The following is a 22540-nucleotide window of genomic DNA, read 5'->3' on the forward strand; positions in this document are numbered from 1 at the left end:
CATGCCCATGAGCCACGCCGTCAGGATTCTCGCGACAGGCCATCTTCCCTGATCGCGCGGACCAGCGTCTCGCTTCCTTCGCGAAGATGCTGCCTCAGAATGCTTATGGCCCTGTCGCCGTCGCGCCGCCGGCAGGCGGCCAGCAGCTCGCGATGCTCCGTCTGCGAGCGGCTGCGATAGTCCAGGTTCGACAGCAGGATGCGGACGTAGCGATCGGCGGCATTGTGGTGCGCCTCGATCAGGCCGAGCAATCGATGGTTGCCACAGGCATCGTAGAGAGCCAGATGAAAGGCACGGTTCAGCGCACCCCATCGGCCGACATTGCGCTCCGCGTCGATCTGGTCGAGCACCTGTTCGGCCTCGTCGAACTTCGCGCCGGAGAGGCTGGGTACCGAAAGCCGGAGCGCCTCGCTTTCGAGCAGCTCGCGTAGCGCGTAGATTTCACTGATCTCGGCGCCGTCCATCCGGGCGACCTGCGCGCCTTTTGTGGGATGAATGGAAACAATACCTTCGGCTTCCAATTGGCGAAGGGCGTCACGAATTGGCATGCGGCTGAAGCCAAACTGCTCGGCCAATTCATCCTGGCGCAGCGGCGTGCCCGCCCTGATGGTTCCACTGGCAATCGCTTCGCGCAGGACATTGGCGACCTGTTCGGCCACGGTCCGCGGCCCCTGCATCACGCTTTCCGCAAATCCTCGCAATCGATGCTCCCCGTTTTCACACAGCATCGAGCCTAATTGAAAAACCCATGCGGATATAGGTATGCCCGTATACACACTGCCCGCGCCAAGCAGACTTCCTCCGCAAGACGCCACCCGCCTCCGCAAGGCAACGTCCCGATTCGCGCATATGAGACGATCGTCTGAAGCACTGAAGGCGCGGCTCGCCCAGCCCTGCGGGCTTTCAGCCAGTCTGCGGCAGGTCAAGCGCGGAGCGCATCCGCCCGACACCACGCTTGTAGAGCATCGCGCCTTGAGCTGGGGCGAGCAGATCAGCATGCGGCGTGAAGTCGGCAACGCACTTGTTGAAGGCGATCTCGCCACACCCGGGAACCAGGCAGTCGAGCTTTCCCTTCGGACACTGACTGAACTTGCAGAGCCGGCCCAGATATCTGTCGCTGCCGGGTTCGATCAGAAAAACGTCTAGCTGGTGATCGGCAACGCTGATCCCTGTTCCCTTCTCAAACGCCTCACGCAGGGCAAGAGCGGCGGCGCGACGCAGTTCGCCTAGACGAGCCTGCGAGTCAAGCCAAAGCGCCAGGTCGAGATCGCTACATTCATGCCAGACCTCGATCCGAGCGCGCCGGAATTCGCTGAAGCGCGGCACCTCTTTCCAAAGCGGCTTCGCGACAGAGCCGATAACGGCCACCGCCCCCACCTCTCGAAAACGCGTCCAAGCATCGGTGACGACATCCGCCGCCGCGCGGAACTGCTGCTGGCGTTCCAGCATGTAGCGATTTTGCTCGTCAATCGCCGCGCGCCGCATGTCAGGCCAACAGTTTCATGAAATTGCGCTTGCGGCCGAAGCGGTCTTTCACATCCGCCAGATACGCGGCATGTTCGGACGCGCCGCGCAGGCCGGCCATACGGCCGATCAGGGTTGACGCTTCTGCATAGGCGCCGTTACCGCCAAACTGGGCCAGTTGGTTTACGCGTTCCGCATAGATCTTCAGTGCCTCGCGCGGATGCGTGGCTTCACTGACCTGCGCGAGCTTTTCCTTCAGTCCTTCGGAAGCGCCATGTGCGCGCGTGTTCGCCCACGCCAGATCAAACTGCTTCTCCTCAATCAAGATGCTGATGAGCAGATCGGCCGGATAATGCCAGGCGGACGGCTTCTCGCGCGCTAGCCTGGACTGGAGGCGCTCGATTACTCGATCGCGCGTCGCCGTGCCCGTCTTGCACAGCCGTTGATACAGTCCGAAGCTCGGTGCCTTCTCGAATGCGCGCCACAGATGCGCTTCGGCGTCCGCATCGCGACCGGCCGTGGTCAGCAGGTCGACTACAAAGGAAATGAGCCGCTCGTCGGGTCGATCATCCTCGAACACCCACAGGCCGTCCTCGGCCTGCGCAAAGCCTCTTCGGCGCGACCGTGCGAGAGGCAGAATTTGGCGACTTGCAGATAGGCTTGCTGTGAGGACAGATGCTTGGCGCGAAGGGCGATGCGTGCCTCGAGGTCGCCATCGCGGTCAGCAAAGAAGTCGAGGATTTCCTGCAGCCTGAAATGGTCGCCGGACAGTCCGTGACCTATCCGATTCTTGCCGGCGGTTGCGGGCAGTTCATTCCAGGCTTCGTTGGCCAGGCGACGGTATTCGGCCAATCCTTCCTCGCCGAGGATATCGCCATAGCGCTCAGCCGCGCCACCGAAGGTGTCGTAGCCACCATTCATCTCGCGCGCGAACAGGTCACGCGCCAGGGACAAGGGTTCGCAAGGCGCCTCCGAGACAGCGTTGCAGTGAATTTCGCATGCCCGGTCGAGAAGTGGGGCGCAATGGCCATCGGAATCGTCCACGACCTCGATGGCAGCCTCGATCCGATCGATGGCTCGCATAGCGAGCCGTATAACGATGCCCGCATGCTTGCTCGAGACCGAGGCGATCACATCGAGCGCCTCGTCCACACCTTGGGCCCAGTCGGGCGCCTCGCGGTAATCTATGAAGCCATTCGTGGCGGTTGCGCCGTCGATCATCTTGCCGAGACGCGCCTCGATGGCCGCCTCGTCGCCGTCTTGCGTAGTCAGCGTGGCCATTTCCAGCCTACGCAACAGGATAGGATCGCGCTCGACGACATCCATGATCATATCGACAAGCGCCGCCTTGTTCTTGCCTTCCAGATGTTCGCGTATACGCGTGAACACATCGATGCTTTGCGCTTCCGTGTCGCTGCCCATCGCGTTTGCCGCCAGCGCCGTCGCCACCAAATGCTTGCAATAGCCCCAGTCGCCGAAGGCGCGGCAGGAACACGAACCGTCGACCGACTCGCCACGCCCCGTCAGTTCAACACGGTAGTCCTCCGTGCCGGCAACCTGCGCCAGCACGCGCTTGGGCCCAACGGTCAGCAGTTGCACCAGCCCGTCACGCCAGTAGGCCTCGCCGCGCGAGTACACCTTGGTGCCGACAAGATCGCGCAGGGCATCGACATCGAAACGGGGTCGGCTGTTCTTGCGGTTCATAGTGGCGGCTGGAGCCTCGAGTCAGCCGAGATGAGACGCAGGGCTTCGTCCAACGTAACGGTCGCATGCAGCCGCCCACATGCTCCGGTGTGCCTGTGCCACATGAGGTCGAACCGGGTCTCGGCGAGATGCTCCTCCACATGATCGAGCCGGGCGAAGGGAGCGTTGAATTCTTCACCGTCATCCGAACGGTAGCGCGCTGAGAAACCGTATTTGCTTCCTCGCCACTTGCCGAAAATGTCTAGCGGATGGTCGAGCCGATTCGGCTGGCCGTGGATGAACCGAGGCTTCAGAACCTCGGCGATGAAACGCTCGCAAGTGGCAGCCATGGCCAGCTTCTCGTCAGCCGAAGGCTTCTTAACCCACACCATCGCGTTTTCCCGTTTCGCCAGCGCGATCATTTCCCACTATCCGCCGCCAAGAGCGCTGTGGGGCTGCCCTCAGCCATACGGTATCGCCGTTCATGATAATCGACCGATCCGGCGAGGCAATCCTTTTTGAACGCAGAATGCATCTGGCATCATTTGCGAGAATTACCCGATCGAACATGACCGCTGACCTGCACGCCGTCCTCGGCACGCAGGTACAGGAAGCCGGGGACGGACAGCAACGGGATGACCGCGGTCAGCAGGAACACCTGGTGGAAGCGTTCCGCTGTCACGATGTGGGTTTCTCCTGCGACAAGGCCCAGCACCATGGCGGCGATCGAAACGCCCAGGGAAACGCTGAGTTGCTGCAGGACGCCGCCGAGACTGGTGGCGCGGCTGAGCTTGTCGGCCGGCAGGTCGGCGTAGGAAAGCGTGTTGGAGGTCATGAACTGCGCCGACCGGATGACCCCGAAGACAAAGGCGTAAAGGCCGATCATCCAGTGCGGCGTATCGGCTTCGATCAAGGCGAAGCCCCCGACAGCGGCGGAACCAACCACCGCGCTGCCGATCAGCACGACATTGAAACCGAAGCGCCGCAACAGCGGCGACAGCAGCGGCCGAATGAGCAAGGCGCCGAAGCTGCCGACGAATGTCAGCGAGCCCGAGGTGACCGGGCTCATGCCAAAGCCGACCTGCAGCATCAGCGGCAACAGGAAAGGCACGCCATTGAGGCCAACGCGGCACAGGCCGCCTGCGAGCGTACCGACCCAGAACGAGCGAAATCGAAACAGTGTCAGATCGACTGCCGGTGCAACGACGCGGCGCGCATAGCGCCCGAAGGCGAGCAGCAGCAGGATCGCCGCGGCCAACACCAACGCTGTCGCCGAAACGGAGATGATTGGCCTACCGATGCTTTCCAGTCCGAACTGCAGCAGCGCGACTCCGCATCCGACCATCAGGAACCCGGCAAAGTCGAAGCGTTGCACCGCTTCCTCGCGGAAATCGTCGACGAAGCGCAGCGCCGCCAGAATGCCGAGGCAACCGAATGGCACGTTGACATAGAATATCCAGCGCCATGAGGCATAAGTGGTCAACAGGCCGCCGAGCAGCGGCCCGATCACAGGCCCCATGATGGCGGGCAAGGTCGTGTAGGTCATGGCGGTGATCAGCCCGCTGCGTGGGAAGCTGCGCAGCAGGATCAGCCGCCCGACCGGCGTCATCATGGCGCCGCCCAGCCCCTGCAGGGCGCGCATCGCCAGCAGCATGCCGAAACTGTTGGCCATGCCGCACAGCGCCGAGCCGAGGGTGAAGGTGAAAAGCGCCAGCGCGAACACTTTTCGCGCACCGAACCTGTCGGCGAACCAGCCGCTGACGGGAATGAATACGGCCAGCGTCAGAATGTAGGTGGTGATCGCCAGGTTCAGCCTGACGGGCGTCGTGTCGAGACTGCGTGCGATGGCGGGGATCGCGGTGGTGATGATGGTGGAATCGAGCTGCTCCATCAGAAAGGCGATGGCGACGATGATTGGGATGATCAATCTCAGCCTCGGGTCGCGCTCGGTGGCAAATTGAGGCTGTTCCAATTCTATTGCCAATTCCGTCATGCAAGCGGCTGCTCTATTCCAGGTGGCGCGTCCGCGTTCAAAGGCAAGGTCGCCTTCCGTGCGGCAAGCCAGCCGAGGCCCGATCACACGGCCTGTCTTATGGTCCGACAAGCAGGCAAGCGGTAGTCATTTCCTCTTTGATGGAAGTCAAAAAATTTTGACTGCCGACCCCTTCGAGAGGAGATCGGCAGGACAGCGCATTGGGAGTCCGAACTGCCGTCGCCAGGCACATTTGCGTTTCAGCGGACGCCCGTCCCGATTTCGTGAAGGAACGTGTCAGGTAAGAGGCCGTCTTACCGCCGCCATGAGCGCTTGCGTCTTGACGGCACAGCGAGATTGAGCCACTTGTCGACTAGTATACAAGTGGTGAGGCCATGCTTGAAGTTCTCGTTCGCGCACCGCAGTCGCTGGAAGTCCGGCAGGGCGCCATGCCAGAGCCCGGCACTGGCGAAGTCGTCGTTCATGTCAGCCGTGCCGGCATCTGCGGCTCCGACATTCACATATTGCACGGCTCCAATCCGTTCGCCGTCTATCCGCGCATCATCGGCCATGAATTCGCCGGCACCGTAACAGCGCTCGGACGCAATGTGACCGGCATAGCGGTGGGAGACCGCGTGGTGGTCGATCCCGTGGTGTCGTGCGGCCACTGCTATCCCTGCCGGGTCGGCCGCTCCAATGTCTGCGCCAACCTCGAAGTGATGGGCGTTCACCGCGACGGCGGTTTTCGCGCCTTCGTGGCGGTGCCGGCGGCAAATGTCATACCGGTTCCAAGGGATATGCCGTTTGGGCTGGCGGCACTGGCCGAGCCGTTTTCCATCGCCGCCAATGTGCTTGATCGTACCGGTTGCGGACCCGAGGACACGGCGCTGATCTATGGCGCCGGCACGGTCGGCGTCACTGTCCTGCAGGTCGCCAAGCTCAAGGGCGCACGCTGCATCGTTGCCGATATCGACGAAGCCCGCCTGGAGCGAGCGCTCCGCTTCGGCGCCGACAGGGTGATTCACTCCGTGCGCGATCCCGTGCCGGCCGCGGTGCGCGGTGAAAATGACGGTCTTGGCCCGACGCTGGTCATTGACGGCGCCGGCATTCCCGCACTTCTTGACGAGGCTTGCCGGCTGGCCAGCCCGGCGGGCCGCATCGGCCTGCTCGGCTTTTCGGACGCCCCATCCAACCTCAGCCAGCAGGAAGTGGTGCGCAAGGAACTGACCATCGTCGGCTCGCGCCTGAACCGCCGGCTGTTGCCGCGCGTCGTCGAATGGCTGGCCGACAAGCGGCTCGATCCGCAAGGCATGATCACACAGGTCTTCGCGGCGACGGAGGCGCGCGCCGCCTTCGACCTGATCGAGAAGGAACCTCAGCGCACGCTCAAGGTCCAGCTGGATTTCTCTTGAGCCGGTTTAGCCCTCGACCAGCGCGATGGCGCGCAGCGGTGATCCGGTGCCGCCTTCGATCGCCAGCGGCAAGCTGATCAGGAAGCACCGAGGCGGCAAGTCACCAAGCCGTGCGAAATTCTCGCCGATCAGGATGCCGGCTGAAAGCAACGTATTGTGCGCCGGGAAATCCTCGCTGCCGAAACAATCGATCGACAGGCAGTCCGAACCGACGATGCGCGCACCGCGCTCGACCAGCAATTCGCTTGCTTGCCGCGACAGGCCGGGCCAGTCGGCGAGAAACGCGGCCGGATCGTCCCAGAACCGGTCCCAGCCGAAACGGAAGAACACGGCGTCGCCCTGCCGTACGCAGCCCTGTTCGGCCTCGAAAGCGAAGATAGAATCCGGCTCGACCGCCTGCCGGGGCGCGCAGTCCCGCGCATCGATCGTCACCATGCGGCCGAAGAAACGCTCGACCGGAATGTCCGAGATGGCAGCACCGCCGCGGATGAAATGGACCGGCGCGTCGAAATGCGTGCCGGTGTGCTCGCTCATAGCCAACGCATGGTTGCAGGCGACGTCGCCGCGGTCATAGGATTCCACCATCTCCTGGCAGTAATGCGGGTGCGTCGGCCACACCGGCATGCCGGGCTTCATCGGATGCGTCAGGTCGACGAAGGAAACTGCCTTTGTTTCGAACAGCCCGGCGAGCGTATCGGTGGCGGGTGTCATCTGACGCGAGGCCTCGGCACGAGAGCGACGATCAGGATGATCAGCACGCCGGTCAAAAGGAAGCGCACGCCTGCCTGGATGCCAAAGGTGTTGAGCATGGTGGACATCAGGTTGAAGAACAGCGCAGCCCCCCATATGCCTACCGCGTTGGCCTGTCCACCGGCGACGCTGGTGCCGCCAAGCACCACCACGGCGATCGATTCCATCAGATAGGCGTCACCCATGTTGAGTGCTGCCCCGCCGCTGAAGCCGGCAAGCAGGAAGCCGGCGAGCGCTGCCGCCGTGCCGCACAGCATATAGGCAATCAACCGCACCCGGGCGACGTTGATGCCGGCGAGCCGCGCCGCCGGTTCGCTCTGGCCGGTGGCCAGCAATTGCCGGCCCCAGACCGTGCGTTTGAGGACGACCATGGCGACCAGCGTCAGCACCATCACCGCGATCGGCATGAATTGGACGCCGCCAAGGTTCATCAAGGTAAACCGGGAAAGGCCGGCCGGCGGCTTCAGTGTCGCCTGGCCGCCGAGATTAAAGGCAAGCGACTGGAAGACGAAGCTCCAGGCGAGCGTTGCGATGATCGGCGGCAGCCTGAGCGCGACGATGGCAAGGAAGTTAGCGGCACCCGCGACGGCGCCGACGGCAAGTGCTGCAAGCAGGCCAGGCAGCAGCATGCCGTCGGACCCTTGCATGACCGTTATCGATACATAGGCGGCCAGCGTCAGCACGGATGGCACGGACAGGTCGATATTGCCCGGCCCGGAGGCGACGACGAACATCTGCCCGGTTCCCACCACAACGCTGAAGGCACCGAAGGCGAGCGCCCCCGAGAGCGTGGCGCCGGCGCTGTCGATACCGGAATAGGCTGATGTCACCACCCACATTGCGAGCGCCACGATGAAGCCGTAGGTCCACGGCGCGAGGCTCAATCTTCGGGTCATCGCGCCCGCTCCGACAAAAGCACGCGCCCGGCCAGCACGAGAAACAGGATAACGCCCTGGGCACCGATCTGCCATGTCGGCGGCACCTGCAGGAAAGACAAAAGCGAGCCCGCGAGCGACAGCGTCAGAGCGCCGACCACCGTGCCGACCGGCGAGACGACGCCACCGGTGAAAGCGCCACCGCCGAGGATCACCGCGCCGACGCCGAGCAGCGTATAGGCCGGCGCGACATTGGCGTCGCCCGATGTGGTGAGGCCGGTCAGCGTCAGCCCGGCCAGACAGGCGAGCAGGCCGGCGGCGGCATAGACAGCGACGCGGATGCCGACAACGGACCAGCCGGCGCGCTGGACGGCGCGCGGATTGCCGCCTGCGCCGCGCAACACCACGCCATAGGAGGAGCGTGAGATGACGAGATGGCCGGCAAGCGCCGCCAGTGCCGCCAGCCAGATCGACAGCGGCATCAAAGGCGGCTGCCAGCTCATGAAGGCGGCAAGCCATGCGGGTGCCGAGCCACCCGGTGCCGGCAGTAGGATGACGGCGATGCCGAGCCAGATGAAGGACATGCCCAGCGTCACGATGATCGAGGGCAATTGCCGTGCATGAATAAGCAGGCCGAAGCCGGCATAGGCGGCGATCAGGACCAGGTAGCACAGCGCCGCAATTGCCGGCGCATCCCCGAGATAGAGCGCCGTGATGCAGGTGATCAGCCCGACAAAGGCGCCGTTCGACAGGTCGATGTCGCCCAGCATGATCACCATCATCTGCGCCAGTGCGGCAAAGACCAGCGGCACCGAGAGCTTGAACAGCAGATGGAAGCCGAAATAGCTCATCGCCGCCGGGCGGATGCTGAAGATGATGGCCAGCATGACCAGCAGCGCGATTGCCGGCAGGCCGACCTGCATCGCATTGAGCAAGGCCGAGCGCGGATTGGAAGGAGAACGGGCCGGAACTCGGGCAGGCGCGTCAGACATGGTCGCCTCCGAACGACGCCTGCAGGATACGGCCGGTCTCGATGGCCTCGCCTTCCAACCTGGTCACGGCGCGGCCCTCGCGGAAGACATAGATGCGCTCGCAATTGGTCAGCTCTTCGAGTTCGGTTGTGTACCAGACGAAGGCGCGTCCGTTCTCGGCTTCCGCGCGGATCAGCCGGTAGACCTCCTGCTTGGTGCCGACATCGACGCCGCGCATCGGATCGTCGAGGAAGATCACCTCGGCGTCCGACGACAGCGCGCGGGCGAACAGCACCTTCTGCTGGTTGCCGCCGGACAGCGACAGGATCGGCGTGTCGATCGAAGGCGCCTTGACGTTGAGCCTGTTCGACCAGGTCTCGGCCAGCTTGCGGGCGGCGGCGCCTGAAATCATGCCGCCCCGCGTCAGTGCATTCAGGCTGCGGATGGTCAGATTGTCGGCGATAGACCACAGCGAAAACACGCCTTCCGAGCCGCGGTCGCCGGCGACATAGGCACCCGGCAAGGCCTCGCGTTGCCGGCGCGAGGCATAAAACATCGCGCGCAGCCGCTCGCGCTGGCCGTGGCCGTCGAGCCCGGCGAAGCCGATGACCTCACCCTTGCCGACGTCGATGGTCAGATCTGTGGTGTCGCGACCCGCATGCCGGATAACCGGAGCTTGCACCGAGGCCACCTTGCCGGCCGTGCGCTCACGCGGCCGTTCGATGCTTCCCATCAACTCGACCAGCGCGGCGCGTGACAGGCCGGCGGTGGGCCGCTCGGCGACGACCTTGCCGTCGACCATGACGACGGTGCGGTCGCAGACGGCGAGGATCTCGTTGAGGCGATGGGTGATCAGGATGCAGGCGATGCCACGCCCTGCGGCACGACGAATGTGGGCGAGCAGTTGTTCCGTCGCCTCATGGCCGAGCGCCGAGGTCGGCTCATCGAGAATGACGGCGCGCAATTTGATGCTGGTCTGCGTGAAGGCGCGGGCGATCTCGACCATCTGTCGCTCGCCGATCGGCAGGTCGGCGACCTTCCTGTCGAGATCGATGCCGTGGCCAGGGAAGATCTCGTCCAGCACCGGACCAATCACCTGGCGCGCGCGCCGCCGCCAGCCCAACCCACGCAAGGACCTGTGCACGATGCGGGTGTTTTCCGCCGACGTCAAATTGGCGCAGAGCGACAGTTCCTGGAAGATACAGCGCAGACCGGCCTGCTGGGCACTGGCCGCACTCCAGGCACCGATCTCACGTCCGCCGAGGCGAAAGCTGCCGCTGCTGCGCTCGATGGTGCCGGCCAGCACGTTCATCAGCGTCGACTTGCCGGCGCCGTTGTGACCGACAAGGCCAACGACCTCGCCGGGTTTGAGATGAAAATCCACGCCGCCCAGGGCATGCACGGCATCATAGTGCTTGCGGACATCGCGCACCTCGATGAGGAGGCCGTCGGCATTGACCGTCTCTGCTGCGTCCCTTTTGGGCGACGTGGGATCGTTCATCATTCGGCCATGCTGCTCATTTCGGCGCGGGAACGCCCGGCAGAGGCTCCTTCTTCACGTTGGCGTCGATGATCTTGGCCACCAGCTCCTGCGGGTATTCGGCATTGACCACGCCGCCTGCGGGAACCGTCTTCAGCCAGGCGTCGAGGTCAGGCTGATTGATCTGCAGGAGCGGCACCTCGACGAATTTCGGCACCTGCTTGCCGGCCAGGATCTGCTGCGCGACCCAGAACGCGACCTGCGAGACGCTGGGCGTGGCGCCCAGCGAGAAGGTTTCGTAGCCGCCGGCATCATGCTCCTGCTTCCACAGCGCCAATTCGTCCTGGCGGTTGCCCATGATGATGATCGGCAGCGGCCGGCTGGCGGCCTTGAATGCCTGCGCCGCGCCATAGCCGTCGCCGCCCTGCGTCAGCACCGCATCGACCTGAGGCAACGACGGCAGGATGCCCGACACTTCCTTTTGTGCCACGGTGGCCGTCCACTGACCATAGACCTCGCCGACAGCCTTGTAGCTGGCGTGCGCCTTCATCGCCTTCTCGACGCCCTCATGCAGGCGCTTGTCGAAACCGTCGCCGGCCATACCGCGGATCTCGAGGATGTTGGCCGGCTTGTCGCCGAGCTTGCTGGAGATGAAATCCAGTTCGGCCTTGGCATAGGAATCGAGGTTGTAGTCGACGACATAGGCGCAAGGCTCGGTGACGCCGCTGGCGAAGGCGACGACCGTGATACCGGCATTGCAGGCATCCTTGATGGCGCCATTGAGTGCGGTGTCGGAGCCGGCAAGGACGATGATCGCATCGTAGCCCTGCAGGATCAGGTTCTCGATCTGGCTCGCCTGTTCGGTCACCGAATTGTTCGAGCTGACGACGGCTGTTGCGGCGATCTGCTTGTCGGCCACGGCCTTGGCGCCCATTTCCTCGAAGCTCTTGATCATCACCTGGCGGAAGGAATTGCCGGCGTAGGAATTGCTGAAGGCGATCTTCTTGGCCGAAGTGTCGCCCTTGGCGACGCCTTCATAGGCGCGCGCGTCCAGCGCTGCAAAGCTGGTGCAGCCGAGCATGGCTGCAATGAATAAGGCTGTGGTCTTGCTCATTGTTGTTCTCCTCCGGTTGAAAGTCATAGCGTCCTCCCGACGATCCTTTCGAACGGAAAATGTCAGCCCAGCCCGAGATCAGGCACGGCATCGTTCAAATGGTCGGCGAAATTAGTGTTGGGCAGCAGCGGATACCAGCCCGGACGGCCGGGATCGCGGTCGTAGGCATAGCCGCCCAGCGAGCGATAGAGTTCGGCATAGGTGGCGAGTTTGTCACGATCGAGTTCGACGCCGAGGCCCGGTGCCTCCGGCACCGCGATCGCACCATTCTCGTAGAGCATCTTGCCGCCGACGATGATGTCGTCGGCAAGGTGGTGATAATGCGCGTCGGCGGTGAAGACGAGGTTGGGCAGCACTGCGCCAAGATGCAGCATGGTGGCGAGCTGGATGCCGAGTTCGCCAGAGGAATGCACCGCAATACCGAGACCGAACGTGTCGCAGATCTGCGCCGCGCGCACGCAGGCGCGGATGCCGCCCCAGAAGGTGGTGTCGAGCAGGATCACGTCAACCGCAGGGTCGCGCACATTGGTGGCGAGCTGTTCGAAATCGATGACGATGGTGTTGGTGGCCAGCGGGATGGAGAGCTTCTCGCGCAAGCGGCGCATGCCGGCCAGGCCCCAGGTCGGGTCCTCGAAATAGTCGTTCCTGAGATCGGAGATGGCTTGGCCGAAACGCAGCGCCTCTTCGACTGACAGGGCTGCGTTCGGATCGTAGCGCAGCGTATCGGCAGGAAATTCGGCGGCGAGCGCCCTGAAACATTCCAACTCATAGTCGGGGTGAAACACGCCGGCCTTGAGCTTGTGGGCGTGAAAACCATGTTCGGCCTTGAGCGCGCGGGCATGCTCGAGCAATTGATCGATGGTGCGGACTTCGCCCTTGCCGCTGCGGCGGTCGGCATAACGGAAGAACAGATAGGAGGCGAAGCCGATCCGGTCGCGCACGCGCCCGCCAAGCAATTGGTAGACCGGCACGCCGAGCTTCTTGCCGATGATGTCGAGACAGGCGAATTCCAGCGCTGCGTGCAGCTGCGTGCGGTTGTTGTAGAGCGACGCCGTCGGATTGCAGATGGCGTAGCGCATCCGGTTGAGATCGAAAGGGTCATGGCCGACCAGGTAGGATTTCAGGCCGGCGAAAGCGAGTTCGGCGCCGGCGCCACCACCGCCCATCTCGCCGAGCCCAACAATGCCTTCGTCGGTCTCGACCTCGACCACGGTGCGGACAAAGCGTCCCCAATGCGTACCGTTGCTGTGCCGCAATGCTGCTTCCAGCGGAACGGTGATGGTGGTCGCCTTGATGTCCGTGATCTTCATGCCGGCTCCTCTCCCCTAGCCTGCTGGCGTCATACACACTACCATGGTAGTATGTCAACACAGCTTCAATCCTGCTTGCCGCTTGAGTTGGGACGTGCGCGGTGTCATGACCGGAGCAGTGCAGCGCCATTCACAGCAACGGATTCGTCATGGGGACCAAGCTTTCGGGGGCGACCAGATTTTCAGGCAGTGCTGCCAGGCTGAAAACCGCCGGTCAGCGCGAACCCTCGCGGGTGCTGGAGCCGGTCAACAATCGCATGCCGATCTCACCGCAGATCTACGAGCGCCTGCGCCGCGCCATCACGACGCTGGCGATGTTGCCGTCGGAAGCGCTCAGCGAACAGGACCTAGCCCAGCAGCTCGGTGTCAGCCGGACACCCGTGCGCGAGGCGCTGATCCGGCTTGCCGATGAAGGGCTGATCGACATCCTGCCGCAACGCGGCAGCTTCGTCGCGCCGATCCGGCTAAGTGACGTCGAGGAAGCGCAGTTCATTCGCGAGGCACTCGAGGTCTCCGTCGTGCAGAAGCTGGCCGGACACGGTTCGAGCGCCTTCATCGCGGCAGGCAGGGTGAATCTTGCCCAGCAGGCCAAGGCAGTGGCCGAGGGCGACCGCGAGCTGTTTCTTGAGCTCGACGAGGGCTTCCATCGTAGCCTTTGCGAAGAGGCCGGCCTGCCCAAGAGCTGGCGGGTGATCCAAGTGGTCAAGCTGCAGATGGACCGTGTGCGCTATCTGAGCCTGCCCGAGCCGGGTCACCTCGAAACGCTGCTCGCTCAGCATGTGGCGATCTTCGAGGCCGTGGAGACCGGCGAGGCAAAGCAGGCAGGCGCGCGTATGGCGGCGCATCTGCGCGAAGTGCTGCGCACGGTGCAACGGCTCAACGTGGCTCGCCCGGACCTGTTTGGCCAATGATCCGTTGACCGCTCATTGGGATGCCTGCGCGAAGGCCTGATCCGCGTATGCTACGGGCGCTTCGCTTGTCTGGCGTCAGCTGCCGAAGCGGGGCTCCGCAACGCCTTTGACGCCAAGGCCCGTGATGGCGAACAGGCTGCCGCGCAAAACGCCGTCGCCGGGAAAACGCGGCAACGGCGGCTTGGCCATCGAGGTGACGTAAAGGATATCTAGCTTCGGTCCGCCGAACATGACGCTGGTGATCTTCTTGACCGGCATGTCGATGATGCGATCGATGCTGCCATCGGGCGCATAGCGCACCAGTCTTCCGTCATAGACCAGCGCATTCCACAGATAGCCCTCGGCATCGACGGTCGAGCCGTCCGCCGCACCGCCCCGGCTGGTGTCGACGCGCACGAAGGTACGCCTGTTGGTGGCGGCACCGGTGGCGATGTCGTAGTCGTAGGCCCATATCTCGCCGGTCCAGGTGTCGGCGAAATAGAAGGTGCGGTCGTCGGGGCTCCAGCATGGACCGTTGGAACAGATGATGCCGGAATCGATCCGGGTGACGGAGAAATCCGGATCCAGCCTGTAGAGACCGCCGGACGGCCCCTCTTCCATCGTGTCCATCGAGCCGGCGAAGAAGCGGCCGCGCCGGTCGACCTTGCCGTCGTTGAGCCGGTTCATTGGCCTGTCCGGCTCGGGATCGTGGATCAGCGTCACATCGCCGGAGGCGAAATCGAGCAGATGGAAACCGCGCTGCAGCGACACCACGGCGCCGCTACCGTCCTTGCGTAGCGCCATTGAGCCGATCTTCATCGGCACGTCCCATGACCGGATCTCGCGTCCGTCGGCGGTCGCCCGAAACACGCGCCCGTCGAAGCTGTCGATCCAGTAGAGTCGTTCCTGTTCGACGTCCCACAGCGGTCCTTCGCCCAGTGTGGTCTTCACGTCCACCACGACTTCGATCTTCATGCCGTCCTCCTCGGAATTGGCGCCACGCAACGATTTAGAAAGCGACCTTGTCGCCGCCCTTCAATGACAGGATTTCGCGCGCCTCGTCGGGCGTCGCCACCTCCATGCCGAGCCCCTCGATGATCTTGCGTGCCAGCAAGACCTGTTCGGCGTTCGATTTGGCAAGCTTGCCCTTGCCCGCCCAGAGACTGTCCTCCAGCCCGACGCGGATGTTGCCGCCAAGTGCGGCCGATTGCGCGGCGATGCGCAGCTGGCTGGCGCCGGCGCCGAGGACCGACCAGCGGAACTGGTCGCCGAACAGCCGGTCGGCGGTGCGCTTCATATGGGCGACGTCTTCCGGGTGCGTGCCGATGCCGCCAAGCAGCCCGAACACCGACTGCACGAAGAAAGGCGGCTTCACCAGCCCGCGGTCGGCGAAGTGAGAGAGGTTGTAGAGATGGGCGATGTCGTAGCACTCGAACTCGAAGCGCGTGCCGTTGTCGTAGCAGGTCGCCAGAATGTACTCGATGTCCTTGAACGAGTTGCGAAAGACGAGGTCGCGGGTCGCTTCCAGATGCGGCTTTTCCCAGTCGAACTTGAAGGTCTCGTATTTGTCGGCGAGGTGATAGAGCCCGAAATTGATCGAGCCCATGTTGAGCGAGGCGACTTCCGGTTTGAACTTGGCGGCCGGGCGCACGCGCTCCTCGACCTTCATGTACGGGCTGCCACCGGTGGTGATGTTGATGGCGGCGTTGGTGCCTTGCTTGACGCGCGGCAGGAAGCGAGCGAAGGCCTCCGGCGTCTGGTCGGGCTTGCCGGTTTCCGGATCTCGCGCATGCAGATGCAGGATTGCGGCACCGGCTTCGGCAGCCGCGATCGCCTCAGAAGCGATCTGGTCAGGCGTGATCGGCAGATAGGGCGACATGGTCGGCGTGTGGATGGCGCCCGTCACCGCGCAGGTGATGATGACCTTGCCCCTGGTCTGCGCAGCACTTGGCTTGCGGCTCGTTTCGATCATTGTCCGTACTCCTGGTCCGATTTTTTCTTGTGTGCCGCCAGCGCCATCAGCCGACGATCGCGCCATACCTGCCGTTCGCCGAGGTTTTCGCGTGGCAGGCGCTCGCGGCGGTCGGCTTCGACGGTTTTCATCACCTCGCCCGCCCAGTCGACGCGCCGCAGCATCTGCGGGAAAATGTTCGAATAGATCGACTGATAACGCTCGACATAGTCGCGCACGCCGCCAGGTGCATTGAGATCGATGGTCTCGAACGGACCCATGAACGACCAGCGCAGCGCCAGTCCGTCACGGATACCGATATCGACATCCTCGACGCTGGCGTAGCCGTCGGCGACAAGCCGGAAAGCCTCCTCAAGCAATGCGCCTTGCAGGCGGTTCATGATGAAGCCGTCGAGCTCGCGCTTCATCACCAGGGGCGCATGACCGGCGTCGATGAGGAAGGCGCAGGTTCTCTCGACCGTCTCGGCGGACGTCCATGGCGCCGGCACGATTTCGGCCGCCGGAATGAGATAGGGCGGATTGATCGGGTGCACGACCAGACAGCGATGCCGTCCTTGCAGATGGTCGGTGAATTTCGACGGCAACAGCGCCGAGGTGGAACTGGCGATGACTGTCCGCGGATCGGCAAGCGTGTCGATCAGCGAGAATACCTCCCGCTTCACCTCGAGGTTTTCAGGCGTGTTCTCCTGGATATGGACCGCACCCGCCAGCGCCTTTGCCAGCTCCGCGACAATGGTGATCCGGCCAAGCACAGTGTCGACGGACTGACCGCGCAGCAGGTCGTTTGCGGCAAGGTCACCGAGCACGCCGGCAATGTAGTCGCGGGCGCCGCCGGTCGCAGCGGGCGACTGATCCCACATCCGCACGTCATGGCCGGCACGGGCGAAGCTGATCGCCCAGGCCCGCCCGATGAACCCGCTTCCGACAATTGCGACATTGGCCATGGATCGGCTCCTCAAAGTGTTTCGACATTGCCGTCGACGCCGAGCGACTGGCCGGAAATGTTGATCCCCGCATCGGAGAGCAGGAAGGCGACCATCGATGCGACATCATAGGGGCTGGTCATGCGGCGCAGCGAGATATTCTGCAGATAGCGTCCGGTCATTTCCTCGTGGCTGATACCGACCTGCTTGGCGCGCGCCGAGATAACACCTTCGATGCGCGGCCCTTCGATGATGCCGGGCAGGATGGCGTTGACCCTGATAGCGTGCGGCCCGAGCTCCTTGGCGAGACTCTGCGTGAAACCGATGACACCGAACTTGGCCGCCGAATAGGGTGTGCGGAAGGCGTAGCCATGGCGGCCGGCGGCCGACGACATCGAGACGATCGAGCCGCCGCCCGCCGCCTTGATCAGCGGCACGGCGCGCCGGGCGCACAGGAACTGGCCAGTCAGGCAGATGTCGATGCAGCGCCGCCAGTCGGCCGGGTCGATTTCGTCGACACCGCCGGTCGGCCCGGCAATGCCGGCATTGTTGATCAGCGCGTCGAGCCCGCCGAGTTCTTTCTCGACCGCCTCGAACAGCCGGTCGACGTCATCGTCGCGCGAAACATCCGCCTTCACAGCGGCGACCAGATCGATCTTGCCGGGAGCAGCGGCCAGCGCCTCGTCGGAAACGTCGCAGACGACGATGCGGGCACCGAGGCGTGACAGTGTGTCGGCTATGGCAAAACCGATGCCGCCGGCGCCTGCCGTCACCAGCACGCGCTGGCCTTTCAGCCCGGTCAGAAATTCGTCCGCCGATGCCGGCGCCCTTGTGCTCATGGTCCTGTCCTTTTCATTGCAGCCGCCGTTCGCGCAACGCCATGACGGCGCCCAGAACGACCAGTCCGTAAAGAATTGCCCTCGTGGCATAGGGAAGCGTGGTGCCGGCGAGCAGCATCTGCAGTGCCGTCAGCAACAACACGCCGCCGAGCATGCCGAGATAGTGGCCGCGTCCGCCGGTGATCAGCGCGCCGCCGACCACCACCACGGCGATCGACGGCAACAGATAGTCGTCGCCCATGCCAAGGCTTGCCTGACCCGAAAAGCCGGTCAGCATGATGCCGACAACAGCCGCGCAGACGGCCGAAAGCATATAGACCAGGATCAGCGTGCGCTCGACGCCGATGCCCGACAACCGCGCCGCGCGCAGCCCATTGCCGATGCCGTAGACGCGTCGTCCGAACGGCGTGCGGCCAAGCAGCAGTACCGCCGCGACGACAAAGACGACCATCAGCAGGACGATTGGGGTCAGCAGGCCGGCAAGCTTGGCCGTCATGACCCAGCGCAGCATCGGCGAGGAAAACCCGGCCGGCGTTCCCTGCGAATAGAGCAGCGCACAGCCTTGCAGAATGCCGTTGGTGGCGAGCGTCATGACGATCGGCGAGATGCCGAGATAGACGATGCCGAAACCATTGGCAAAGCCGATGGCGCAGGCCATCACCAGGACGACCGGCAAGGCGTAGACAAGGGCGGCGTCGGAGCCGTTGACCATGCCTGCCAGGATGATGCCGGAGATGCCGATCGTCCACGGCACGGAGAGGTCGAGGCCCCCGGTCAGAATGACGGTTCCCTGCCCGAGCGCCAGGACGGCTAGGAACGACGACAGCACCAGCAGCGAATTCCAGTACCCCGGATTGAGGATGGCGCGGCCGAGCCAGACCTGCGTGACGACCACGATGAGCAGCAGGCAGACATAGGCGGGCAGCGCATAGCGCAGCGTTTCCGCGTTGCGCAGATGGAAGGCAGGGTGCGGCGATGCCGGACTGCGCTGGGCATGGGCTGGTTCGGCGGTCTTGAGACGCCGGTCCACGCGCTCGAGTTGCGAGGGCAGTATGCCGGCGCGCCAGGCGGCGAGCCGGGCACGCGCGGCGCGCAACTGCACGGCAAGCACCGATGCGTGCGAGATGGAGCCGGCAAGTGCTGCCAGCACCAGAATGGTGCCTTCGGCGATGGTCGCATAATAGGCCGATACGTTGAGCACCAGCAGGATGTTCACCACGATCATCAGGATAAAGGCGCCAAAGACAGAGCCCACCGGGCCGCCCTGCCCGCCGCCGAGGCGCGTGCCGCCGACGACGACCGCCGCGAACATCGACAACAGCAGCGGATTGCCGACCAGCGGATCGCCGCTGCCGGTCTGGGCGCTGATGAAGACGCCGGCAAGGCCATAGCAGCCGCCGGCGATGACATAGACGGCAAAGCGCACCAGCACGACATTGATGCCGACGGAAGCGGCCGACTCCGCATCGCTGCCGACCGCATAAAGTGCTGTGCCGAAGCGGGTTCCCTTCAGCCAGAACCAGGCGAGCAGGACGACGCCGATCACCACCAGCGGCATCGGCAGCCAGCCGGCGATCGCGTCGCCAAGATAGAAGGTACCGAGATCGGGCGACACGAAGCCGCCGGGCTTGTCCATCACCAGCAGCGTCACGCCTTGCAGGATGAACATGGTGGACAGCGTCACCACGATGGGCTGCATGCGCAGCACAGCGATGAAGAAGCCGTTGAAGGCGCCCACGGCCATGCCGACGCCGATGCCGACGGCGGTCCACAAGATGATGCTGGCGCCTGGCGCCATTGGGTCCATGCTCGATGCCAGCACGGCATTGACCAGCGATATCACCGCGCCGGCGGACAGGTCGAAGCCGCCCGACAGGATCACGATGGTCTGGCCGATCGCCGCGAGCGCCGAGGTTGTGCCGCCGCTCGACAGGAACGACACATCGAAATAGGTCAGCGGCCCGGCGCTGATCCAGTCGACGATGAAAAGCAGGATGGCCAGGACGACCGCGGCGATCAGAGCGCCGCGATTGCGCATCAGCGCGGGGCGCAGCCCGAAGCCACCGGAAACAGGGGATGAGGCTGCCGTGCTGCTCATGCGGCGGCTTCCCCGGCATCGCCGAGCGCCGGGCGCATGATGGCCGGCTCGGTGATGGCGTCGCCTGCGAGCTCGGCTACGATGCGCCCGTCGTAGAGGACCAGGACCCGGTCGCACTGGTGGACAAGTTCGGGGATCTCCGTCGAGTGCAGCAGGATCGAGCCGCCGGCGGCGACGTAGTTTCGCATCATCACATAGAGCTCGTGCTTGGTGCCGACGTCGATGCCGCGGGTGGGATCGAACAAAAGCAGGATGCGGCTCTGCGCCACCAGCCATTTTGCGATGGCGATCTTCTGCTGATTGCCGCCGGAAAATGCGGCGGCCCGCGTCCACAGCGCACGATCATCGACTTCGACAGTGGCGAACGCCGCCTCGACGGAGCGGGTCTCGGCTTGCGCGTCGACAAGGCCTAGCCGTGTGAAGCGCGATATCACGGGCAGCGTGGCGTTCTGGCTTCCCGACAGTTTCAGGAACAGGCCTTCGGATTTGCGGTCTTCCGGCACCAGGCCGATCGCCATGTTGGGGAGCACGGCATCGGCGGGCGATCCCAGCCAGACCTTGCGGCCATCGACGAGGATGTCGCCGCGGGTGATTTCGGCCATGCCGAAGCAGGCCAGGAACAGATCCTGCTGGCCCATGCCCTGCAGTCCGGCGACGCCGAGGATCTCGCCTTTGCGCAAGTCGAATCCGGCACCGTCGAGCTTGCGCCCGACCTTCAGGTCGCGCACGCCCAGAACCGGCGGGCCGAAGGCCTGGGCACTGTCGGGCTTGGGCGGGAAGGTCTGCTCGATGCTGCGGCCGATGATCTTTTCGATGACGTCGGCGTCAGAGACATCGGCAACCGGCGCGGTGACGATGTGGCGGCCGTTTCTCAGGATCGTCAACGTCTCGCAAAAAGCGCGAACCTCGCGCATGCGGTGGGTGATGAAGACGATGGTGGTGCCCGCCGCCTTCAGCCTGGCGATGATGTCGCCCAGCCAGTCGACGTCGCGGCCGGCGAGCGTCGAGGTCGGTTCGTCGAGCAGCAGGATGCGCGGCTTGCGGTAGACGGCACGCGCGATCTCGATCTTCTGGCGCACCGAAAGCTCGAGTTCGCTCACCTCGGCGTCGAGATCGACGGAAAAACCGAGATCGTCGATGTGGCGGCGGACAGCCTTGCGGGCAGCGCTGCGCCGGATCAGGCCGGAGACGCCGACGGGAGCATAGGGCAGCAGCATGTTGTCGAGGACGGAGAGATCGCGCACCAGGGTCATCTCCTGGAACGCGGTCTGCATGCCGAGCGCATGTGCCGCGCGCGGTGCGCCGTAAGCGATCTCCTTGCCAAAGACGCGGACATGGCCTTGGCTCGGCCGGACCAGCCCGGACAGCAGCTTCACAAGTGTCGACTTGCCGGCTCCGTTTTCACCGAGCAGGGCATGGACGCTGCCGGGCGCGATCCGAAACGACACGCCGTCCAGCGCGACGGTCGGGCCGAACGCCTTGCTGATGCCGTCGATCTCGATGGCGGGAAGCTCGGAATGTTCTGTCATTGTCCTCGATCGCCGGGCTTGGCATGGACCGACGATGCACGGACAGAAAATGTCCGCGCATCGTCAAGATCGCCTTGGGAGGCTTATTCTTCCGGTTGTCCGACGAGGGCAGCCGCGAGGCCGACCTCGGGTGTCTGGTCCGAGAAGATCGAGGCAAACCAGCCCGGATTGGAGACCAGCGACGGCTTGAAGGCGTTGCAGCCGGCCTTCATCTCCGCCCATGTGCCTTCGTCGCACAGCTTGATCGTCTCATTGGTGACGACCGGCAGCGGCAGGATGGTGGTCTTCGGCACGTCCTTGCCTTCGATCGCCTCGACGGCAAGCTTCAGCGCCAGCGCACCCGAATAAGGCGGCGAGGCGTAGGAAATGCGTTGTGCGCCGGCCGGCGCGTAAGGGGCGGCCGCACCTTCGACTTCGGTGCCCTCCGGCAGCATCTGGATGCGGCCGCCATTGGAACCTTCGCCGGCGCAAGGCAGGAGTTCGCTTGTCTTCTTGCCGGCCTCGAGCTGCATCGAGTTGGCGGTGAAGCAGCCGACCTGCATCCACAGCCCGTTGATGTCGTCCCAATTGCGGGTGGCCAGGATTTTCGAAAGTTCGGTGCGGGCGACCGCCTGGCTCCACATGCCGACAGCCTCGCCGACGATCTTGATATCAGGATATTTGGCGAAGACTTCCTTGGCGGCTTTTGTCCGCTGATCGTCGACGGATGTCCCCGGGACACCCGTGATGGCGATGATGTTGCCCTTGCCGTTGAGCTTCTTGACCAGCCATTCGGCGGTCACCCTGCCGGCTTCCAGCTGGTCGATGTGGACGTTGTAGGCACAAGGCTCGGTGATCTCGGCGTCGTAGGCAAAGACCTTCACGCCCTTGTCGCAGGCATTCTTGACGACCTGGTTGAGCGCGGTCGGCGAGATCGGATACACGACGATGGCCTCGGCGCCGCTTTGCACCATTGCGTTGATCTGCTGAATCTGGCGTTGCGCGTTGGGGCCAGCGACCTGGACCTGCAGGTCGACCTTGTCGGCCAGGCTCTTGTGGGCGGCCATGGCCTTGACCATGTTGGCCGCCTCCGCCTGCCAATCATTGCCGATGTAGCTCATGCTGAGAAAGATCTTGTGCTTCTCGGCGGCCTGCGCGGCGGACAGGCCGAAGGCGCATGCAGCCATCCCGGCCAGCAGCGCGAGCCGCCGGACTTTCGATCCGATACTCATGTGAAACTCCTCCCAAACAGAACGACCGAATGCCTCCCAAGAGCACA

21 protein-coding genes are annotated in these 22540 nt (G+C 64.0%); 2 read left to right on the top strand and 19 right to left on the bottom strand.

Features of this window, described 5'->3' with window-relative positions; all coding sequences use genetic code 11:
- Positions 1-20: 20 nt before the first annotated feature.
- From NKH06_RS07150 to NKH06_RS07175, 6 genes are all read right to left on the bottom strand, one after another.
- Positions 21-659: a GntR family transcriptional regulator gene (locus NKH06_RS07150; protein ID WP_502895155.1), complete on the bottom strand. Its 639-nt coding sequence runs from the start codon at positions 657-659 to the stop codon at positions 21-23.
- Positions 660-903: 244 nt separating this feature from the next.
- Positions 904-1485, bottom strand: a complete 582-nt coding sequence (locus NKH06_RS07155; protein WP_023808873.1) for a hypothetical protein — start codon at positions 1483-1485, stop codon at positions 904-906.
- A 1-nt stretch (position 1486) separates the two neighbouring features.
- Entirely contained in the window at positions 1487-2044 is a 558-nt protein-coding gene (locus NKH06_RS07160) for a hypothetical protein (RefSeq protein ID WP_352440089.1), read from the bottom strand.
- A complete protein-coding gene (locus NKH06_RS07165; protein WP_352865465.1) occupies positions 1999-3168 on the bottom strand; it encodes an SWIM zinc finger family protein in 1170 nt (389 codons plus the stop codon). The genes NKH06_RS07160 and NKH06_RS07165 overlap by 46 nt, the downstream gene beginning before the upstream one ends.
- The gene (locus NKH06_RS07170; RefSeq protein ID WP_245273055.1) at positions 3165-3569 is read right to left on the bottom strand and encodes a DUF3024 domain-containing protein; all 405 of its coding nucleotides are present in this window, start codon (positions 3567-3569) and stop codon (positions 3165-3167) included. Before NKH06_RS07170 ends, NKH06_RS07165 begins: the two co-directional genes overlap by 4 nt.
- Positions 3570-3688: 119 nt before the next feature.
- Entirely contained in the window at positions 3689-5140 is a 1452-nt protein-coding gene (locus NKH06_RS07175; RefSeq protein WP_128302347.1) for a DHA2 family efflux MFS transporter permease subunit, read from the bottom strand.
- 374 nt (positions 5141-5514) lie between these two features.
- On the opposite strand from NKH06_RS07175, the gene NKH06_RS07180 reads away from it, so the two are divergent.
- Positions 5515-6531 carry a Zn-dependent oxidoreductase gene (locus NKH06_RS07180; protein WP_128302346.1) on the top strand — a complete coding sequence of 339 codons (1017 nt, stop codon included), beginning with the start codon at positions 5515-5517 and terminating at the stop codon, positions 6529-6531.
- A 6-nt stretch (positions 6532-6537) separates the two neighbouring features.
- Here the strand turns inward: NKH06_RS07180 and NKH06_RS07185 are convergent, their stop codons facing one another.
- From NKH06_RS07185 to NKH06_RS07210, 6 genes are all read right to left on the bottom strand, one after another.
- A complete protein-coding gene (locus NKH06_RS07185) occupies positions 6538-7242 on the bottom strand; it encodes a cyclase family protein (protein WP_023808878.1) in 705 nt (234 codons plus the stop codon).
- On the bottom strand, positions 7239-8177 hold the full coding sequence (locus tag NKH06_RS07190; RefSeq protein ID WP_023808879.1) for an ABC transporter permease: 939 nt from the start codon (positions 8175-8177) through the stop codon (positions 7239-7241). Before NKH06_RS07190 ends, NKH06_RS07185 begins: the two co-directional genes overlap by 4 nt.
- Positions 8174-9079, bottom strand: a complete 906-nt coding sequence (locus NKH06_RS07195) for an ABC transporter permease (RefSeq protein ID WP_352440117.1) — start codon at positions 9077-9079, stop codon at positions 8174-8176. Before NKH06_RS07195 ends, NKH06_RS07190 begins: the two co-directional genes overlap by 4 nt.
- Positions 9080-9140: 61 nt before the next feature.
- Positions 9141-10631 (bottom strand): sugar ABC transporter ATP-binding protein, encoded by a 1491-nt coding sequence (locus tag NKH06_RS07200; RefSeq protein WP_023808881.1) that lies wholly within the window; start codon positions 10629-10631, stop codon positions 9141-9143.
- 13 nt (positions 10632-10644) lie between these two features.
- Entirely contained in the window at positions 10645-11721 is a 1077-nt protein-coding gene (locus NKH06_RS07205; protein ID WP_023808882.1) for an ABC transporter substrate-binding protein, read from the bottom strand.
- Positions 11722-11783: 62 nt separating this feature from the next.
- Positions 11784-13031, bottom strand: a complete 1248-nt coding sequence (locus NKH06_RS07210) for an enolase C-terminal domain-like protein (protein WP_023808883.1) — start codon at positions 13029-13031, stop codon at positions 11784-11786.
- Between the two features lie 149 nt (positions 13032-13180).
- On the opposite strand from NKH06_RS07210, the gene NKH06_RS07215 reads away from it, so the two are divergent.
- The gene (locus NKH06_RS07215; RefSeq protein ID WP_128302340.1) at positions 13181-13942 is read left to right on the top strand and encodes a GntR family transcriptional regulator; all 762 of its coding nucleotides are present in this window, start codon (positions 13181-13183) and stop codon (positions 13940-13942) included.
- Between the two features lie 75 nt (positions 13943-14017).
- On the opposite strand, the gene NKH06_RS07220 is transcribed toward NKH06_RS07215, so the two are convergent.
- The 7 genes from NKH06_RS07220 to NKH06_RS07250 form a co-directional block, all read right to left on the bottom strand.
- Complete coding sequence (locus NKH06_RS07220) at positions 14018-14896, bottom strand: SMP-30/gluconolactonase/LRE family protein (protein ID WP_023808885.1); 879 nt, start codon at positions 14894-14896, stop codon at positions 14018-14020.
- A 34-nt stretch (positions 14897-14930) separates the two neighbouring features.
- Positions 14931-15893 carry a 3,5-dioxohexanoate:acetyl-CoA acetone transferase gene (kce, locus tag NKH06_RS07225; protein WP_023808886.1) on the bottom strand — a complete coding sequence of 321 codons (963 nt, stop codon included), beginning with the start codon at positions 15891-15893 and terminating at the stop codon, positions 14931-14933.
- On the bottom strand, positions 15890-16837 hold the full coding sequence (locus NKH06_RS07230; RefSeq protein WP_023808887.1) for a 3-hydroxyacyl-CoA dehydrogenase: 948 nt from the start codon (positions 16835-16837) through the stop codon (positions 15890-15892). Before NKH06_RS07230 ends, kce begins: the two co-directional genes overlap by 4 nt.
- An 11-nt stretch (positions 16838-16848) precedes the next feature.
- Entirely contained in the window at positions 16849-17655 is an 807-nt protein-coding gene (locus NKH06_RS07235) for an SDR family oxidoreductase (protein ID WP_023808888.1), read from the bottom strand.
- Positions 17656-17668: 13 nt separating this feature from the next.
- Complete coding sequence (locus NKH06_RS07240) at positions 17669-19753, bottom strand: ABC transporter permease (RefSeq protein ID WP_352892607.1); 2085 nt, start codon at positions 19751-19753, stop codon at positions 17669-17671.
- Complete coding sequence (locus NKH06_RS07245) at positions 19750-21282, bottom strand: sugar ABC transporter ATP-binding protein (RefSeq protein WP_352792719.1); 1533 nt, start codon at positions 21280-21282, stop codon at positions 19750-19752. Before NKH06_RS07245 ends, NKH06_RS07240 begins: the two co-directional genes overlap by 4 nt.
- Before the next feature lie 83 nt (positions 21283-21365).
- Positions 21366-22493, bottom strand: coding sequence for a sugar ABC transporter substrate-binding protein (locus NKH06_RS07250; protein WP_352892608.1), 1128 nt, complete (start codon positions 22491-22493; stop codon positions 21366-21368).
- Between the last annotated feature and the right edge of the window lie 47 nt (positions 22494-22540).

It is taken from the genome of Mesorhizobium sp. M1342 (assembly GCF_040317955.1).
Classification (GTDB): Bacteria; Pseudomonadota; Alphaproteobacteria; order Rhizobiales; family Rhizobiaceae; genus Mesorhizobium.

What these genes read in the sequence shown, in the direction of transcription:
- NKH06_RS07155 (WP_023808873.1), bottom strand. Translation starts at nt 1,485, where the DNA reads ATGCGGCGCGCGGCGATTGACGAGCAAAATCGCTACATGCTGGAACGC.
- NKH06_RS07165 (WP_352865465.1), bottom strand. Translation starts at nt 3,168, where the DNA reads ATGAACCGCAAGAACAGCCGACCCCGTTTCGATGTCGATGCCCTGCGC.
- NKH06_RS07170 (WP_245273055.1), bottom strand. Translation starts at nt 3,569, where the DNA reads ATGATCGCGCTGGCGAAACGGGAAAACGCGATGGTGTGGGTTAAGAAG.
- NKH06_RS07175 (WP_128302347.1), bottom strand. Translation starts at nt 5,140, where the DNA reads ATGACGGAATTGGCAATAGAATTGGAACAGCCTCAATTTGCCACCGAG.
- NKH06_RS07180 (WP_128302346.1), top strand. Translation starts at nt 5,515, where the DNA reads ATGCTTGAAGTTCTCGTTCGCGCACCGCAGTCGCTGGAAGTCCGGCAG.
- NKH06_RS07185 (WP_023808878.1), bottom strand. Translation starts at nt 7,242, where the DNA reads ATGACACCCGCCACCGATACGCTCGCCGGGCTGTTCGAAACAAAGGCA.
- NKH06_RS07190 (WP_023808879.1), bottom strand. Translation starts at nt 8,177, where the DNA reads ATGACCCGAAGATTGAGCCTCGCGCCGTGGACCTACGGCTTCATCGTG.
- NKH06_RS07195 (WP_352440117.1), bottom strand. Translation starts at nt 9,079, where the DNA reads ATGCAGGTCGGCCTGCCGGCAATCGCGCTGCTGGTCATGCTGGCCATC.
- NKH06_RS07200 (WP_023808881.1), bottom strand. Translation starts at nt 10,631, where the DNA reads ATGATGAACGATCCCACGTCGCCCAAAAGGGACGCAGCAGAGACGGTC.
- NKH06_RS07205 (WP_023808882.1), bottom strand. Translation starts at nt 11,721, where the DNA reads ATGAGCAAGACCACAGCCTTATTCATTGCAGCCATGCTCGGCTGCACC.
- NKH06_RS07210 (WP_023808883.1), bottom strand. Translation starts at nt 13,031, where the DNA reads ATGAAGATCACGGACATCAAGGCGACCACCATCACCGTTCCGCTGGAA.
- NKH06_RS07215 (WP_128302340.1), top strand. Translation starts at nt 13,181, where the DNA reads ATGGGGACCAAGCTTTCGGGGGCGACCAGATTTTCAGGCAGTGCTGCC.
- NKH06_RS07220 (WP_023808885.1), bottom strand. Translation starts at nt 14,896, where the DNA reads ATGAAGATCGAAGTCGTGGTGGACGTGAAGACCACACTGGGCGAAGGA.
- kce (WP_023808886.1), bottom strand. Translation starts at nt 15,893, where the DNA reads ATGATCGAAACGAGCCGCAAGCCAAGTGCTGCGCAGACCAGGGGCAAG.
- NKH06_RS07230 (WP_023808887.1), bottom strand. Translation starts at nt 16,837, where the DNA reads ATGGCCAATGTCGCAATTGTCGGAAGCGGGTTCATCGGGCGGGCCTGG.
- NKH06_RS07235 (WP_023808888.1), bottom strand. Translation starts at nt 17,655, where the DNA reads ATGAGCACAAGGGCGCCGGCATCGGCGGACGAATTTCTGACCGGGCTG.
- NKH06_RS07240 (WP_352892607.1), bottom strand. Translation starts at nt 19,753, where the DNA reads ATGAGCAGCACGGCAGCCTCATCCCCTGTTTCCGGTGGCTTCGGGCTG.
- NKH06_RS07245 (WP_352792719.1), bottom strand. Translation starts at nt 21,282, where the DNA reads ATGACAGAACATTCCGAGCTTCCCGCCATCGAGATCGACGGCATCAGC.
- NKH06_RS07250 (WP_352892608.1), bottom strand. Translation starts at nt 22,493, where the DNA reads ATGAGTATCGGATCGAAAGTCCGGCGGCTCGCGCTGCTGGCCGGGATG.